We start from the raw sequence: 17,275 nt of genomic DNA on the forward strand, positions 1-17,275 counted from the left end.
CTTTAGAGCCATCATCACCTTGTCTTCCGGGGTCCGCAGGTCAAAGAAAACGGTATCACGTGTCTCAGCAAAGCAGTGATCACATTTGTTGCAATAAAAGATACGTCGTTTTCCGTTCTGGGTCATATAGGTCGAAATGGCGCTAATGTTACCTCGGTTCATCAGCCGATAATGGGAACATTCCGGGTTTGGGCATGGCTGGCCCCAGTCCTTGGGTTTTCGCATGGGTCAATCCTCCAATCAATTCGGTATATATATCCAAACTGATAGGATAATTAGCATTTTTTCTTTTTCAAAGTATTACCGGGTGAGCACCTAATTTACCGGAACACTTAAAAACAACGACTCTCCTTCCATCCAGAATCATCTTCTCACCGGTGGCCGGATTCCGCCCCTTCCTGGAAGATTTCTTCTTCACTTGAAATTTGCCGGACCCGCTTATCATGATGTCTTCGGTGTGTTTGGTAAGCGCCAAGGGAGTCTGCTCCTCTGTTTATCATGCCTGGTATTTTCCCCATGTCAAAGCTGATGTTTAAAATTTAGAAGCGGTATTGTCAAGTTTGTTGTTACAGAATAGGAGCTTACAGCCAATCTATAATTTTTTTATGCCAACAGCTTTAACGACCAGGTCACAGCCGAGAGGCCATTCGGGGCATAGAATACAAAAAAATGTCACCTTGTTTCTAAGCTCTGACGTATCCCTTTGCCGGGTCACTGCCTGACGACAAATTCTATGTTGTGCTTTTTCTTCAATACAAGTATTCAAGAATCCATGATATAAAAGCAAAGGCCTCAGAAAAGAAAAATCGCCGTTAATTTTAAAAATTGACCGACGGTGGAGGGGAACAATGAGTACTGTTCGGCCCATTTATAAACCACACCTTCAAAGGCAGAAAAGATGATTTGGACACTTAAAATTGAATGTGAATGGGGAAGATATCTTGAAGAAGAATGTGTTCGCATAATTGAAATAGACGAAGAATCAACTCTTTATGATTTACATTTGATTATCCTAAAATTAGTCAAGTTTGATAATGATCACCTGTTTGAGTTTTTTAATTGAAGTTTTTTATCAACCGATTTACAAAAAAACAGATAGATAAAATCTGCCTATTATGCCTAATCTTAACTATTCGACCCTAATAGAAAGGATACTCAATGCCAAAAGGAATGTGGGTTTACGACCCTCAATCTGGGGGAAAATCAATCCCGAAATCAATTCAGCCTAGAATACGCCAACGTATTCTTGATCATGCAGAAAAACACTACGCCGACAGATGTAATCGTATTGATGTCCGGTTCCGTGGGAAGTTTTGCTATATTGATGCATATACTGAACCGTTCGTCCCACCAGATTACGACCCAGAACTTTTCGGTGGTAAATCACGAAAAGAGCGTATTGCACAGTTACGCGAGATTCCGATTCATCTCTGCCGACTTCGGTACTTTGGTGATGAGGAAAACTGGTCGATGGCTTTCTACACATACAGCAATATGAAGTACGAGCCGTGTATATTTGACAACGGTTCCTGGCACGGTACACCAGAGCAAGCACTTGATACTTCCTCCGTTTACCTTATGGAATAATTGAGTCGAACAATCCGCTCCAGACCGACCCTGGGAGCTATCGGCGTTTGAAAAAACTTGACTTTTTACAACCTGCTCGACTATTGCCCCGGTCGGCTGAACTGCCTATTATTCATCTATACAATCAATCAAATATAAAAAAATGAAATACATCGGAAAAGTAGAAGTCGAAGAAATAGTGGCAAAAGGAAGAGCATCTTCAGAACAGGAAATCACTGAAATGCTTGATGCGTTAGAAGAAAAGCATCCTTATATTTATCAATTTATTTTCGGTGAACCATCAGATGGCATTGCCATGATTAATAAGGATATGGCCAATTTATATCTGGATTTGTCCTGTGATGTGATATGGGTTTTCAATAGTGTGTTTGGCTGCCTTCCTGAATTTAAAAATGAGGAGGATTTGGTCCTAGGCCATTTATCAAAGATTGATGCAGAACTTAAATCTATTACCAAAGAAATCCCAATGGATGAAAAGTTTAGAACGAAATTGCAGAAAAGGTTTATTAATCAAAGCCTTGAGTCAAAAATTCAACTTAATCTTCTGCACTATTTGGAGAGCGAAGTGGTAAAGTATGCATCGTTTAAAAGTGCCCGGAAAAAGGCTATATCAATGACAAATAACCTGTTGTTTGTATTGGTTCGTTTGTTGGGAGATTTATATTACAGTGTTCAAATAAAAAATGCATAATCGGGATAGGACTCCCCCTTGAACCGGCTTCGCCGTACCGTGTAATATTCCGGTGAATCCTTACACGGTGAAAGGAAATGGTATAACATGTCCGCCAGGTGCATGGAGCGCCATATTCACCATATATCCCGCACTGTCCTGAAACTTGGGGTCCTCCTGTGCATCATTCTGGTCACGGACGGGTGGATAGTCCGGCCCGCAATACACACGGCCCGGGCGGGAAGGCTGGACCTTGGTCAGTTAGATTTTTCGACCCAGGGCATCGGCTTTCCGGGCAATGGGCTTTTTACTGGAACCGCCTGCTTACACCACAGGATTTTAAACATTTCCCCCTTCCCCAAAAAAACGGCTTTCTGGCCGGCCCCTGAGCAGTCTATCATGCCCGAGGCCGGCAAGTATTCGATTAGTCCATCAGGATAAACTTGGATTGTTTGGCGGAGCAGATCGGACATTTTTCCGGTGCGGCACCCAGCTCAATGTAACCGCAGACCGGACACAGGTAAAATTCGCTGGCATCCAGATCTATGCCATTTTTAACGGCTTCCAGGGCTTTTGTGTAGAGGTTGGCATGCACTTCTTCAGCACCCAGGGCAAATTTAAACATAATTTTGGCTTTATGGCCGTCGGCCTCTGCCTGTTCCAGCATGGGCGGATACATTTGGGTGAACTCTTCGGTCTCGCCGTCAATAGCAGCCTGGAGGTTCTCGGCGGTTGACGCGATCATACCCAAGGCAGCCAAATGACCCTCGGCATGAATCCGTTCTGCTTCGGCAGCAGTTTTAAACAGTTTTGCAATATTTTTGAATCCTTCTTTTTCGGCTTTTTGGGCAAAAGCCCTGTATTTCTGATTGGCCTGACTTTCACCTGCAAACGCCTCTTTTAGATTGTCATTGGTTGTTGCCATCATTTCCTCCCTTAATTTAATGAATTGATGAAAAAAGCTGAATTTATCTGTATCGCATTTTGCTTTTTTACTATTATTTTGATTTTTTATCAATGAATTGAAGGAGGGGCGAATTTGAACCTGTCCTCATTATTTCATTATGGGGGAACACGTTGGCCTTGATCATCTTTTGGGCCAATTTTGATTCTCGAATCATAAATACTTATCGAAAGACCTTTAACGGCAGTGGGTTATGAATTTGAACAATGCCCCAAATTCTCAAGTTCCGAAACGATGATCAAGGCCTGAATTTATTCTTGCGAAATAAATATGGATTGGTTATAGTTCTAAAAATTAGGCATGCATCCCCGGATCTATTTCTTAATTTCCGGGTCTTCTGAGGGACCCGGCTTCTACAAACGGGACAAATGCTGTGACGTTCACAAAAAAATTTTCATGCGAGGTAATATGACCGAAAAAACGCAGGTAAAAGAAGAAAAAAAGACTACCGCCGCCCCCAATCCGATTGATCCGACATCGGAGGAAATCACCAAACTTATTCGCAGACGTGCCAACTACGCTGCCGGCGTGGGACTTCTGGGATTACCTCTTATTAACTTTGCCGGAGTGACCACTATACAAGTCGGGCTGGTTAAAAGCCTTTGTACCAAGTATGGCAAAACCTTCAGCGAAACTGCCGCTCGAAATATCATATCCGGCCTGCTTTCAAGCGGGGCTGTTTCGCTGGCAGCTCCAGCCGTCGGAGGCGTTGCTTTAGCCGTTCCCCTGGTGGGGCTTCCCCTGGCAATTGCTACAGCACCGGTGCTCAACGGGGTAACAACCTACGCACTGGGGCATGTGTTTGCCACACATTTTGCCCAGGGGGGTTCCCTTGTCGGGACAGCGGCAGGTGAGCTTTCAGGCAGCTTTAAATCCGCGGTCAAGGTTGCCAGACAAAAAATGGGAAACGTGATTGCCGGAAAACAGGACGCACCTGAAGCAGCCTAGGCCAGCGTGTAGACCCCGGACTGTTTTTAATTTGTCCCGAAATTTTAATTATACCTGATTTTTCACCAGGATCTGCGCATGGCAGGTTTTCCTATGATATTGCGCCATGGGTCGGAAATGGTGTTTGTGTAAATTAGGGCTGCTTTGCAAGGGACAACTGCGTAAATCCTGCTGGTTTAAATTTTCCCGGGTTGTATTCTTTATTCCCATTCACCCGGAAATCGCTGCCCGGATTCAGGAAGACAGGTTGCCGGCAATGGCCCCCCCCTGTGTGTGCCTGTATATTCTGTGCATAGGGGACAGGGCAGCATATTTATCTTTCTTGATTGTTGGGTAAACGGAAACCAATGACTTCCTGTGTTGACGATATGACATTCACGCTTCTGTCCGGAATCTCATTTCCGGAACAATTTTATACATGTGTGTTAAATTACCCGGACCGGACGGCGGTCAAGGATGACCGGCGGCAGCTATCCTTTAAAGCGCTGGACCGGCACTCGTGCCTAATCGCCCGGCATCTAAGGGATTTGGGCCTGGGCCAAAGCACCGCTCCTGAAAATTACGACATCGGCTATCCGGAAAAGGCAAGGGTGTCCCCCTGGGTCATGGTATTGACCGGCAGAACCGTTGATGTGGCCGTGGGCATTCTTTCGGTGCTCCGGGCAGGCGGGGCATATATCTGTGTGCCCGAAGAGGCCCCCCGGGCCTACATCCGCCAGATTGCACAAACAGCCAAAGTGACGGCAGTACTGACTTCTGGTTCTGGGAATCAAGGCCTGGAGGATATCCCCTGCATCGACCTTACCGATCCCCTTACCGATTGGGGGCTGCACAACCAGGCGCTTTCAGACCCTTCCGGCGCATGGGACCGGTTTATTCCCCATCCACGGGATATGGCCACCGCCATTTTTACCTCCGGCTCAACCGGCCGGCCCAAGGGGGTGGTGCTGGAGCACCGGGCGATCTCGGCCATGCTGGCCTGGCAGAAATCATACATGGATCTTCCCCCCGGATCACACACCGCAGCCTTTGCGCCCTTGGGGTTTATTGCTGCGCCCTGGGAGCTGCTTTTCCCCCTGGCCTCGGGCATGACCCTGCATATTCTCAGTGAGCAGGTGCGGCGGGATCCCCTGGCCCTGGAAACCTATTTTGAACGTCACGGGATCCGGTACGTGTTTCTGTCTCCGGATATGGCGGAAATGTTCAGCCACAACTGCCACGGACAGTCCCTGAAATATGTCCGGGTGGCAGGCGGTCCCCTGCGCTCCTGTTCCCGCACCCCTTACGAAATTCTGTACTCCCTGGGCATGTCTGAAAACGGCGGTTCCGTCACATTTTTATCCATCCAAAAGGCATATGAATCCGATATCCCCCTGGGCGGGGCATTCGGTCCTTCGCGCATCTATCTCCTGGATGATCAAAACAATATGGTCGGCCCGGGTGAGATAGGGAGAATGGCGGTGAGTTCCCCGTCCCTGGCCAGGGGATACCTGGGGATGCCTGATCAGACCCGGGACTGTTTCATCGCCAATCCCTTTACCCATGTCCGGCCCTCGGTGTATACGCCCCCGTTGACAGATCCGGGCCCGGCCCACGGCATGGACACTTCTGCCTACAACCGTCTTTTTCTGTCCGGGGACCTGGCCCGCCTGGATGAAAACGGAATGCTGGTCCATTGCGGGCGCAGTGATTTTGTCGTAAAAATTCGGGGGATGCGGGTGGATCCGGGCCATGTGGAAGCGGTATTGGCCAGCTGCGACGGCGTGCGGGAGTGTGTGGTGGCTGCCCAGAAAGCAGCGGATCAGGTGGTCCTATGGGCCTGGGCCGCTGGAGATAACCTGGACGCCCAGGCCCTGAAATCCCGGCTGGCAGCCCTTGTGCCCGATTACATGGTGCCGGACCGGATTAAAATTATGCAGGCCCTGCCACGGGGGGTCCACGGCAAAATTCAGCGCTCCCGGCTCCCACAAATCCCGGCGGAAAACATGGCATCTGCGGGCCTCTCTGATCCGGAGAATCCGGTGGCCGGCCATGATCCCCGCCTGGAACGCCTGTGTGAAATTTTTGCAAAAAAACTACTGGTTTCCCGCGTCACCCCTTTGGACAATTTCTTTGCCCTGGGGGGGGATTCCCTGAAACTTGCAGGGCTACAGCTCATGCTGCGCAGCGAATTTTCGGTTGATCTGCCCTATGGGGAACTTTTTCGCAGACCCTGGCCCTCGGCAGTTCTTGAAATGATGGACCTGGCCGGAGATGGGGCCGGCATATCGCGTATCCCTGCTTCCCCGGCCCGGGACCGGTACCCCCTGACCATGCCCATGCGGCAGATGTACCTGCTGTGGCGGCTGGGCCGGGATCCCCGGGCTTACGAGGTAGATACCTGCATGATGGTGGAAGGGGATGTGGACGGCCAGCGGCTGGAACAGGCCTTTGCCAGACTGGTGGCCCAGGAGCCTCTCCTGCGCTCCAGATTCATTGAAAAGGACGGGGAGCCGTTCTGGGTGATTGACGATAATGATAGCATGCCCTATGATTTTGTGTCCCTTCGTGCGCCGGATCCGGAACAGGCCCGCCTGCTGTGGGAGAAACTCAGCCTTGCCCGGCCGGCCATAGATCTGTCCCGGTCTCCGCTCTTTTACGTGGTCTGTATCGAAATCAATTCCCGTTGCAGTTTTCTGGGACTGACAACCCATCATATCCTCGTGGATGCGGCGTCGTCCCGCCTTCTGATGGATGCCTGGTGGGACTTGTACACGGTTGGAAAAATCCATGATCCCGGAGGCGGTCAGACCGTTCCAATGACGGATTATGTGCTTTGGGACCGTGCCCGGCAGGAGAGCCAGGGACTTAAAACATCTGAACGCTTCTGGCAGGAACGGTTAAATCCCCTTCCGCCGCCCCTGGATCTCTCGGGCGCGGCCTCTCCCAGACCCTCTGCCCTGACAGGGGGCAGTGCCGTTGCCCGGGTGGTCCTGGGAAAAGAGGACCGGGCCGCCCTGGCAAAACTAGCCGATGTTTACCAGGTAAGCGTATTCCAAACACTGCTGGCGGTCTGGGCCGCATTTATTTCCCGCCAGGCAGCCGTTACCCAAGGGTTTGACGAAATCGTGATGGGCGTGCCCTTTGCCGGAAGGGACCATCCCGCACTCCAGTTCTGCAAGGGGATGTTTGTAAGGACACTGCCCCTGCGTCTTCAGCCCACACCGGACGGATCCCAGCCATTTTCAGACTGGCTCCGCCAGGTCCGGGAAAGCTTTCTGGATGCCTGGGAACACCAGGCCTGCTCCCTTGAGCGGATTGTGCAGCTGGTCAAGCCCCCCCGGATTCCGGGGCGCAGTCCCCTGTTCGACGTGATGATCAACCGGCTTCCCCAGCCCCGGCCCTTCCCGGTGTTCAGGTCAACGGACCAGGAAGTCTCCGCCAGGATCGTTCCCGGGTTCAACCGTCCCACGGCCATCTTCGACATCATCCTGGAGATCCGGGAGGGCCGGGATCAGATTTTTCTGGAACTGACCTATGCCAGAGATCTGTTCCAGCCCGGTCTGATGAAAATCTGGGCAGACGCAGTGGCTGCAATTGTCAGAACAGCCTGCGCCGATCCCGGCAGGCCTCTGGAAGAACTGCCCTGGCCTTCGGACCGGATACTGGCTGAATTTAAACCGGCAGAGAGCGATGACGATCCGCATATCCCGCCGTTTTCCTATGATGCAGACTGGGCCGGGGATGATATGGCCACACAGGCCCTGATCACTGCATGGCAGGAGGTTCTAGGCGTTTCCATGGCCGGGCCGGCGGACGATTTCTTTGCGCTGGGGGGGGATTCCATTACTGCCATGCGCCTGGAGGCGGAACTTTTCAAGGCAGGATGGTACCTGCCGGCCACCACAATCTATGAGCAGGCCCGGCTGGGTGAGTTGATACAAATGATGGAACCTGCAAACGCTTTTGATGACGAGGACGATGAATTTGCCTGATATCCCCGGCCGCTTCTCCCTGACCCCCATGCAGGAGGGGATGATCTTTGATTCCATGGCATCGACATCGTCTGCGGCATCCGGGCACAAGTCCGGTCCCAGATACCTCTCACTGATCCATTTCAGGCTTCCCCGTCCCTGTGATCCTGGGGCCCTTGGCCGGCGCTGGCATGGTCTTGCCCAAATCCATCCGGCCCTGCGCACCCGGTTTTTCCTTGATGACAACGGAAACCTGACCCAGGCCTTTCCCAAAGACCATCTTCCCGGGTTCAGCTGCCAGGATATCTCCGGTCGCAGTGCCGAAGATCAGGACCGGGCCATTGACGATTATCTTGAAGCGGTCCGCACAACAGGGATAGACCCCTTTGCCGGTCCCCTGTGCCGGCTGGTCCTGTTTGACAGAGGCGGCGGGCAGGGTGCGGGTATCCGGGATATGGGAATCATTTTCCACCACGCCGTGCTGGACGGCTGGAGCCTGTCCATCCTGATGACGCAGCTTCTGGCCCAGAAGGCGCCCGGGGACAAAGGGGTGCCCTTTAGCCGGTATCTCCGGTTCCTGTCAAAGCGGGACATTCAGTCGGATCTTGCCTATTGGCAGGCCAGACTTGACGGCGTTGGGGCTGACTGCCGGCTCCCCGGCCAGGTTCCAGACCCAATTTCGGATCAAGGAACGGATACCATGCCATCGGACCCCGCACACCACCGGTTTTCTCTGGGGGAAAGCACGGGTCTGTACGGTCTGGCCCGGCAACTGCGTATCTCTCCGGGGCGCCTGCTCCAGGCCTTGTGGGCCCTACTGCTGTGCCGGTACAATGAAGGGCAGGCCGTGTTCGGCCATGTGATCACCGGCCGCATGGGAACAGTGCCCGGGGTGATGGGGATGGTGGGTATGTGTGTGAATACCATTCCGGCCCGGTTGGACCTGCCCGAAGAAAAGTCCTTTTCCACCTGGATCAGGGAATGGAATACCCAGGTATCTGCGGATGAACGCCACGGATTTACCTCCCCCACCGCGTTGAACAAGATAGTACCCAACTATGCTGATCTTCTCTTTGTGGCTGATCCTGCCCCCCCGGCAGACAGCCCTGAGTGGGTCCGGGGATATGGGGAGGCTGTGGCAGGATTTACTGCTGGTTTCGAACTGGGAGAAACGGTTCTGGCCTGCTTTTCCTATGATACCCGCAAATACCCGGTCCGGGCTGTGGCACGCACGGCAGCCCATTTCTGCAACATCCTGGCCGCTGTCATTAAGAACCCGAATATCGGTCTGAAAGATATCTCTTTTCTTCCGGATCAAGAGGCGGCCCTGCTGCTGGCCAGCGATCCGCCCTTGCCGGCGGCCGGTAACACCCTGGCAACGCTCTGGCGGACGGCGGCGGCGATCCATTCAGGGAAAACCGCCCTGGTCTGGGGCAGCACCCGCATGACCTACGCAGCGCTGGCAGGCCGTGTGGACGCCCTGGCTTCTGCCCTGGCCGGCCAGGGCGTGAAGCCGGGTGACCTGGTGGCTGTTAAGCTTAACCGGTCCCACCGCATCGCCATTGCGGTCCTGGCCGTACTCCAGGCCGGAGCAGCCTACCTGCCCCTTGCCCCGGAGTGGCCGGCCGACCGGATCAGGCAGATTCTGGCCGATACCCATCCGGCCCTGGTGCTGGACGACGACACCCTTGACCGGCTCGGACATGTGCCGGCCGCCGGGAAAAAAGAGACGGCATCCCCATCTCCCTGTCCGGAAAATCCGGCTTATGTCATCATGACCTCCGGCACCACAGGACGCCCCAAGGGCGTGGTGGTGGAACACCGGAATGCCGTGGCGTTCTGCACCTGGGCCATGGACCGGTACCAGTGGGGGCCGGGCATGAGCGCCGCCATCCAGACCGAGTTCGCCTATGACGTGGCCATCTGGGGGCTCTATCCGGCCCTGTTCAGCGGCGGCACCGTGCATATCCTGGAACAGGAGGTTCGGCATACCCTTCACCGGATAAGGGATTACCTGGTCCGGGAAAATATTACCCACATGGATCTGCCCGTTGCCATGGCCGAGGAGTTTATGGACATGTTCCCCGGCACCAAGGCCCCCCCTGCCCTGCGCTTCCTGGCCACAGGCGGGGATGCCCTTGGCCGCTATACCAAGGTGCCTTACACCGTTGTCAACGAGTACGGCCCCACTGAATGCACGGTAACCTGTACCTCATATACCCTGTCCCGGAACATGACGCCCATCCCCATCGGCAGGCCCCTTCCCGGAATGCGGGCTCTTATTCTGGACCGGATGGGCCGGCTCGCCCCCCTGGGCGTGCCGGGAGAACTCTGTTTTTCAGGGGTCCAGGTGGTCCGGGGATATCTGGGAGACGCCCGGCTCACCGCTGAAAAATTCACAGATAATCCCTTTTTTGATCCGGACCGGGACGATCCTGAACACAGACGCCTTTACTGCACCGGTGACCTGGCCTGCTGGCAGGCGGCTCCGGACCATGACCGGGGCGACCTGATCTTTCTGGGCCGCATGGACCACCAGGTCAAAGTAAGGGGATTTCGGGTGGAACTGGGAGAAATTGAAAGCGTGCTCCAATCCCATCCCGGGATACACAGGGCTGTGGCAGCACTGCTGGCCCCGGCATCCGGCAGCGAAAAGCGTCTGACCGCATGGGTGGTCTGCCCCGCCAGCAAGTTCCGGAAAGAGGATATCCTTGCCTTTCTCTCGGAGAAACTGCCGTCCCATATGCGCCCTGCACTCATCCGGATAGACGCGCTGCCGCTGACCCCCGGCGGCAAGATAGACCTTCGTGCCCTTCCTGTGCCGGATGGCCGGGCCCCAGACCTTCCGGCCGCGCCTCCTGATACGCCGGCCGAAAAAATGCTCATGGCTGTCCTGGCAGATCTGCTGCCCGGAATGGATGCCAATGTACTGCTGGGCTTTCTGGCGGCGGGCGGGGATTCCATCAACGCCATCCGTCTGGCTGCCCGGCTGGAAAGTCTGGGGTGGCGGGTTGCCCTCAGGGATATCATGGCCAGCCCCACCCTCAGGGCCCTGGCGGAAAAGATGAAGGCCCCGGATGCCAACGAAGCCGAAGACAAACCCGTACCCCTCCCCCTTCCCGATACCGGATTTTCCAGGACCATGGAAGCAGCCTGGGGCAAGGACACAATCATCCTTCCGCCCACGCCTACCCAGATAATGCTGCTGACCCAGGTCGCCATGTCCGGGCCGGACACCTATGCCGTGACAGGACATTACAGGCTGCCGGACACGGCACCGTCCCCGGAAGAGATCCGCAACCGACTGGTATCGGCCATGGAACGCCACGATATCCTGCGGGCCGGCTTTGTCCTGGATGGGGACGGAGGATACTGGATGGTCGTCCCGCCCAGGATGCAAATCCCCTTTGTTTATCATGATCATGCGCACCCGGAGGATATCAGATGCCGGCTCCTGGACCGGCTGGCAGAAATGAAAGCCGGACTGGACCCCTCTAAGCCCCCCCTGGTCCGCCTGGAAATTTTCAGAATGGCCGAGGGACACCTGGAGATGCTGCTTCACTACCACCACCTGATCCTGGACGGCTGGAGCCTGGGTATCCTGTTTGACGAACTTTTTGGCCGTGTGCCCGGGCCGCCTGGGCCGGTTCTCTGTTTCGGGGAATATCTTCAATGGATTCACGCCCGGATTTCCCGGCATGGGGGGGGCAAAGACAAAACATCCGGCAAGATGATTTCTGCCGGTTTCTGGGATGAAAAATTTCCCGCCCATGCCCGGCCGGCAGACCTGCCCTTGTGGCCGCCCCAGGAAGCTGCCAAGGCAGATCCTGCTGGTTCAGACCTGCCCCAAAGCCTGCCGCTGCTTTCCTCTGGTGAATTCATGGACTGCAAGGCGGCTGCCCGGAAGGCAGGGGTCACGCCTGCGGCATTTTTCATGGCCATGTGGATGCTGGTTCTGACGCGCTATAACGACTGCCCGGAAGAGGGGCCGATGATGCTGGGATTTGTATCTGCCGGCCGGCCGCCCCTGCCCGGGATTGAGTCCCTGGTGGGCATGTGCGCCAGGACCCTCCCGCTGGCCATTCCCCTGGCCGGCGATCAATCTTTTACAGGCTTTGCCTTGGCAGTCCAGGATGAGATGGATCAGGTCCAGGCCCGGTATGACGTACCTGACACCATGGCCAGCCGTCTGCCCCGCCATCTCTTTTCTTTTGAAGCCGTTGGAGAGGATAACGGGCATTTTCCCATGCCCTTATCTGCCCACGGCAGCGACGGCTACGACCTTGTGAGCCTGTTCCGGGACGGCGGGGCCGATTCTGCGGCTGGATTCCGCTTCCATTCCCAAGCCGTACCGCCTGCCCTGGCTGACAGGCTCAGGGTCCAGTTCCGGGCCATGGCCAGACGGGTGCGGAAGACCCCGGACCTGCCTGCCGGAGTCATCTCCCGACTCCCGGCGGAAGAGATCCGGCAGCTTACAGAACAATTCGGCCGGGGCAAACATCTGGCCGTTGATTTTCCCACGGCGGTGCATGCCTTCCGCGCCGCTGCCAAACGATATCCGGACCTGCCGGCCCTGGCCCGTGACACGGTCTGCCTGACTTACAGTCAGCTTGATGACCGGACCGATGCCCTGGCCCGCCGGTTGGCAGCCATGGGGGCGAGCCGGGGCTGCGTGGTCGGGGCAGTCATGTCCCGGAGCCTTGCCGGGGGGGCCGTACCCCTGGGGATCATGAAAGCCGGAGCCGCTTATCTGCCCCTGGCACCGGATTGGCCGGTTTCCCGAATCAACGACATGCTGGCGTTCACCAATGCCTGCGCCCTGGTGACGGACTGCCTGGCACCTGCGGATATTTCCCTTCCGGCCCTGATCCTGACAGAAAATTTTGAAGATCTGGAACCCGAAGGAGACGCCCCGCTTTTACCGGAGCCATCCCCGGCGGATCTGGCCTATGTCATCTGTACCTCCGGCACCACCGGTCGCCCCAAGGCAACGGCAGTACCCCACAGGGCCCTGGCGAACCAGGTCGCATGGACCCTGGACAGATTCGGGCCGTACGCCCATGACCGGATCCTTCACACCATGGCCTTCTCATTTGATCCCTCTTTATGGCTGCTCTTCCCCTTCTGGGCCGGCGGTGCCTGCGTGCACATGGCAGCCGGGGAACTGCTCGTGGACAGCGCCGCCCTTATGGCAGCCCTCCACCGCTTTGGCATCACCCGTTTAGCCCTGCCCACCCGGGTGGGGGATCTGCTTTTTGACCATGCCCGAAGGGCCTCGGCCGGAAAGGATACGGGGCGCAGCGGATTTCCCCGGTCCCTGGTCTCCCTGACTGTGGGCGGTGAATCGCCCCAAAGGCTTATGCCGGTGGATTTTGAAGTGATTAACGCCTACGGCCCAACAGAGGCCTGTATTCAGGTTACCACCTGTCCCGTGTCAACGCTTTCCGGTGCCAGCCGCATCATCGGGCGCCCTTTGGCCAATGTCCAGGTCTATGTGGTGGACCCAGGGCTTGGGCTCTGTCCGCTGGGGGTGGCGGGGGAACTCTGCATTTCCGGCCCCCAGCTGGCCACAGGATACCTGGGCATGCCCGGGGAGACAAGCCAGGCCTTTCTGGACAATCCATTTTCTAACCATCCGGAATTTAATCTGATTTACAGAACCGGGGACCGGGTTCGCTGGCTGCCGGACGGAAATCTGGAATTTTTAGGACGCACAGACGACCAGGTCAAAATCCGGGGGTACCGGATTGAAATTGAAGAGGTCCGCCAGGTATTGATCGCCGCGCCTGGGATCCGGGATGCCCATGTGCTGATTCAAAACGACCGGACCGGTCAGCCCAGTCGTCTGGATGCCTATTATATTCCCCAGGATTCTCCCGCCACCCGGGACCAGATCAAGGCGTTTATGGGATCCCGCCTGCCGGCGTATATGGTGCCGTCCTCATTTACAGCGGTTCGGCAATGGCCGTTAAACGCCCACGGCAAGCTGGACCGGAACCGCCTGCCGTCACCGCTTCTTGAAACCGTGTCAGGCACCCCGCCCCAGACCGAGGCGGAAAAAATCCTGGCCCGTTCCTGGGAAGCGGTTCTGGGCATTTCAAACATCTGCCGGGAAGACAGCTTCTTTGACCTGGGGGGGCATTCCCTGCAACTGCTCAAGGTCATGGGGCACATGGCCGGCACCCATTTTATTGAAATTCAGGATTTTTTTAAAACCCCGAAACTCTCAGATCTGGCAGCCCGCATGAGACCGGTAGAACCGGGCGCGGCCCATGGGGATAACGGGAGGCCAGACCCAGTTGTGCATACAGGACATCACCAGGACGCCGGGGAAGACCCGCATTACCAGGCCCTTATGGCTGGTGCGGCCCGTCTTTCAAAAGCCAGCCCCCTCCCGCTGCACAGAATTATGATCACCGGGGCCACAGGCTATCTGGGCGCCTTTCTTTTAAAAGCGTACCAGGACCGGACAAGGGCTACAATTCTGGTACCGGTAAGGGGCGGAAAAGATCCTTGGCAGCGGCTGCATACAAGCCTTGCCTTTTATTTCGGCAAGGCGGACGCTGAACGTATGGTGGACCGAAAACGCATCATTCCTGTCAGGGCGGACCTGGGCCGTTCCCGGGATGTGGATGCCCTGGAAACCTGTCTTCCCCACCTGGATATGATTATTCACTCGGCAGCCGCCGTCAACCACTACGGCAGCCCGGAACTGCTGACTGCGGCCAATGTGACGGCCACAGAACATCTGCTGGAACTGGCCGCCCGGTATGGACACTGCCGGTTTGCCCATATCTCCACCCTGAGTGCGGTCAACCTGCCGGGGTTTTCAGAACTTACCCAGGATGCGGGTCCACCTGCCCGGAACCATTACTCCCGGACAAAGCAGGCAGCGGAAAAACGGGTGCTCAGGGCCAGGGATAACGGTCTGGACTGCCTGATCTTCCGTACCGGAAACCTGATCCTTGACACGGTAAATCACCGGTTTCCCCAGGCCGCCCCAAGCAACATGTTTCTGCGCCTGGCCCGGATGATCGCAAAAACAGGTCTGGCAATGGACGGGACCGGCAAGATGGGGCCGAACTTTGTGGACCAGGCTGCCCAGGCCATCTGCCTCCTTGCCGGTCAGACAGATCCCGGACCGGGGATTTTCCACATCGACAACCCCCACCAGATTGCCATATCCCAAATCCTTTCCATGGCCCTGCCCAGAAAAGAGGCCATTGTCCGGCTTCCGGTTACAGCCCTGAAAGCGCAACTGCGGATCATGGGCCAGGCCGGGCCAGGTGACCGGGGAGAGGCTGCCCGGGAGTACCTGGCATGGATAGGCCAGCAGGAAAGGGAGAAGGCAGAAGGCGAAATTTTTGGCGGTGAGATAAAAATGGACTGGACCCTTGCCCTGCTGGCGAATCTGGGATTTGTCTGGCCCAAAATGACCCGGGAACTGGCCAAAGCCGTCCTGGACCGGGCACTGACCCTGGACCAGGGTTTTGAAACGCATCATACTGGTGAAAGGAGTGGATAACATATGGAACACGCAACCTATACCCGGATGCTGGGTGACCTGGCCGGACAATGCCCCGATGCCCCGGCCCTTTGCTACAAGGGTGAGACTGCACAGAAACTGACCTTTCGGGAATTGGATCTTTTCAGCAGCCTGGCAGCGGAGAAACTGATCTCAGCCGGCTGCACAAAGGGGATGGCCATCCCGGTGGTGCTGAACCGGGGACTGGACTGCGTTGTCTGGGCCCTGGGGGTGATAAAGACCGGGGCCACGGCCGTGCAGCTGGCCCCGGACGTCCCCCTGAACCGAGCCAGGTATATCTTCGAAGATACGGGCGCCCCTTTTATCCTGACCCACCAGGACCTGGCACACCGGTTCCCGGGCTGCCCCTGCGAGACGGTGGCAGCGGATTTATGGCAATCGGAAACATGGCAGACCGGCGCACGCCAGTCCGAATCCCTGCGCCAGGCCCAGGCAGCCCGGGAAAATCTGTTGTCCGGGGACACCCCCATGCTGGTTTACTATACCTCCGGCACCACGGGCAATCCCAAGGGGGTGGTTTTCACCCATGCCAATGTCCTGGGATTTGCCCGGCGGCACAACGCATTTAACAATATCACGGCAGACACCCGGGTGGCGGCCTTTGCCACGGTCTCATTTGACGCCTTTGTGATGGACCTTTATGCGCCCCTGGCCGCAGGGGCCCGGGTCTTTCTGCTGGGAGAAGAGGAGCGCATCTCCCTTGTGGCCCTTCACCGGTACTATATGCGCCATAAGCTCCATCTCTCCTTTTTGACCACCCGGGTGGGGGAGGCGTATATGCAGGCCTTTGACAATCCCCATTTACGCCGCCTGCTCACCGGCGGGGAGGTGCTCCGTGAATTTGTCCCCAGAAGTTATGAGGTGTTCAATATCTACGGTCCCACCGAGACCACGGCCTATGTCACGGCATTTCCCATTACCCGGCCCCTGTCCGATTATCCCCTGGGACAGGCCCTGCCCGGCATGAAGGTGATGCTGCTGGATGAAAACCTTGCCCCCTGTCCGCCGGGCAGGACCGGTGAGATCTGCATCTCCGGAGACCAGGTCAGTGCCGGGTACCTGAACCAGCCCCTGAAGACCGCCCAGGGGTTTACGGCCAATCCTTTGTATGACCCGGGAAAAGAGGCCCCTGCCTTCAGCCGCATGTACCGGACCGGGGACCTGGGGCTGCTGGGCCAGGACGGACAGATCTATTTCAGGGGCAGAAAGGATCACCAGATCAAAATCAGGGGCTGCCGTATCGAAACCATTGAGGTGGAGACAGCCCTGCTGGCCCACCCGGAAGTCAGGCAGGCCCATGTCCGGCCCTTTACCCGCGGGAACGGGGAAACAGGCCTGGCCGCCTATGTGGTCAGGTGTGCCGGACAGACAGGCACCGACGCCTTTTTTCACAGCATTAAGGCGTATTTGAAAGATACCCTGCCGGCCCAGATGATCCCGGGGCGCATGGCAGAGCTGCCCAGCCTCCCCCTGAACGCCAACGGCAAGGTGGACGGGGCAGCCCTGGCCGACCCTGGAACCCTGGGGCGGCTCTAACCCGGGAGAGGTGGGCTTTAGCTTCGCCTATTTAGCCAGAAAGATGGGGAAAAAATAAGAAAAGGAAAAAT

At 56.2% G+C, this 17,275-nt stretch carries 8 protein-coding genes and 2 pseudogenes; 7 read left to right on the plus strand and 3 right to left on the minus strand.

The features are described 5' to 3' along the window. Positions 1 to 225: pseudogene (locus Q366_RS21725) on the minus strand (IS1 family transposase); the annotation flags it as partial. Between the two features lie 67 nt (positions 226 to 292). Further along, positions 293 to 454 (minus strand): annotated as a pseudogene (locus tag Q366_RS11190) (HU family DNA-binding protein); the annotation flags it as partial. A gap of 704 nt (positions 455 to 1,158) precedes the next feature. On the opposite strand from Q366_RS11190, the gene Q366_RS11195 reads away from it, so the two are divergent. From Q366_RS11195 to Q366_RS11205, 3 genes are all read left to right on the plus strand, one after another. Further along, on the plus strand, positions 1,159 to 1,587 hold the full coding sequence (locus tag Q366_RS11195) for a hypothetical protein (RefSeq protein ID WP_245619939.1): 429 nt from the start codon (positions 1,159 to 1,161) through the stop codon (positions 1,585 to 1,587). Between the two features lie 142 nt (positions 1,588 to 1,729). Further along, positions 1,730 to 2,278 carry a hypothetical protein gene (locus Q366_RS11200; protein ID WP_156968161.1) on the plus strand — a complete coding sequence of 183 codons (549 nt, stop codon included), beginning with the start codon at positions 1,730 to 1,732 and terminating at the stop codon, positions 2,276 to 2,278. Positions 2,279 to 2,365: 87 nt separating this feature from the next. Continuing rightward, positions 2,366 to 2,698 (plus strand): hypothetical protein, encoded by a 333-nt coding sequence (locus Q366_RS11205; RefSeq protein ID WP_035238947.1) that lies wholly within the window; start codon positions 2,366 to 2,368, stop codon positions 2,696 to 2,698. On the opposite strand, the gene Q366_RS11210 is transcribed toward Q366_RS11205, so the two are convergent. Continuing rightward, complete coding sequence (locus Q366_RS11210) at positions 2,682 to 3,182, minus strand: rubrerythrin family protein (RefSeq protein WP_035239082.1); 501 nt, start codon at positions 3,180 to 3,182, stop codon at positions 2,682 to 2,684. The genes Q366_RS11205 and Q366_RS11210 overlap by 17 nt on opposite strands. Positions 3,183 to 3,629: 447 nt before the next feature. Here Q366_RS11210 and Q366_RS11215 point away from each other — a divergent pair, with 447 nt between their 5' ends. From Q366_RS11215 to Q366_RS11235, 4 genes are all read left to right on the plus strand, one after another. Next, a complete protein-coding gene (locus tag Q366_RS11215; protein WP_169742957.1) occupies positions 3,630 to 4,169 on the plus strand; it encodes a DUF697 domain-containing protein in 540 nt (179 codons plus the stop codon). Positions 4,170 to 4,516: 347 nt separating this feature from the next. Next, the gene (locus Q366_RS11225) at positions 4,517 to 8,143 is read left to right on the plus strand and encodes an acyl carrier protein (protein WP_035238954.1); all 3,627 of its coding nucleotides are present in this window, start codon (positions 4,517 to 4,519) and stop codon (positions 8,141 to 8,143) included. Beyond that, positions 8,130 to 15,647 carry a non-ribosomal peptide synthetase gene (locus Q366_RS11230; RefSeq protein WP_035238955.1) on the plus strand — a complete coding sequence of 2,506 codons (7,518 nt, stop codon included), beginning with the start codon at positions 8,130 to 8,132 and terminating at the stop codon, positions 15,645 to 15,647. The genes Q366_RS11225 and Q366_RS11230 overlap by 14 nt, the downstream gene beginning before the upstream one ends. Before the next feature lie 3 nt (positions 15,648 to 15,650). Then, positions 15,651 to 17,204, plus strand: a complete 1,554-nt coding sequence (locus Q366_RS11235; protein ID WP_035238956.1) for an amino acid adenylation domain-containing protein — start codon at positions 15,651 to 15,653, stop codon at positions 17,202 to 17,204. Positions 17,205 to 17,275: the final 71 nt, after the last annotated feature.

The organism is Desulfobacter vibrioformis DSM 8776 (genome assembly GCF_000745975.1).
Lineage (GTDB): Bacteria > Desulfobacterota > Desulfobacteria > Desulfobacterales > Desulfobacteraceae > Desulfobacter > Desulfobacter vibrioformis.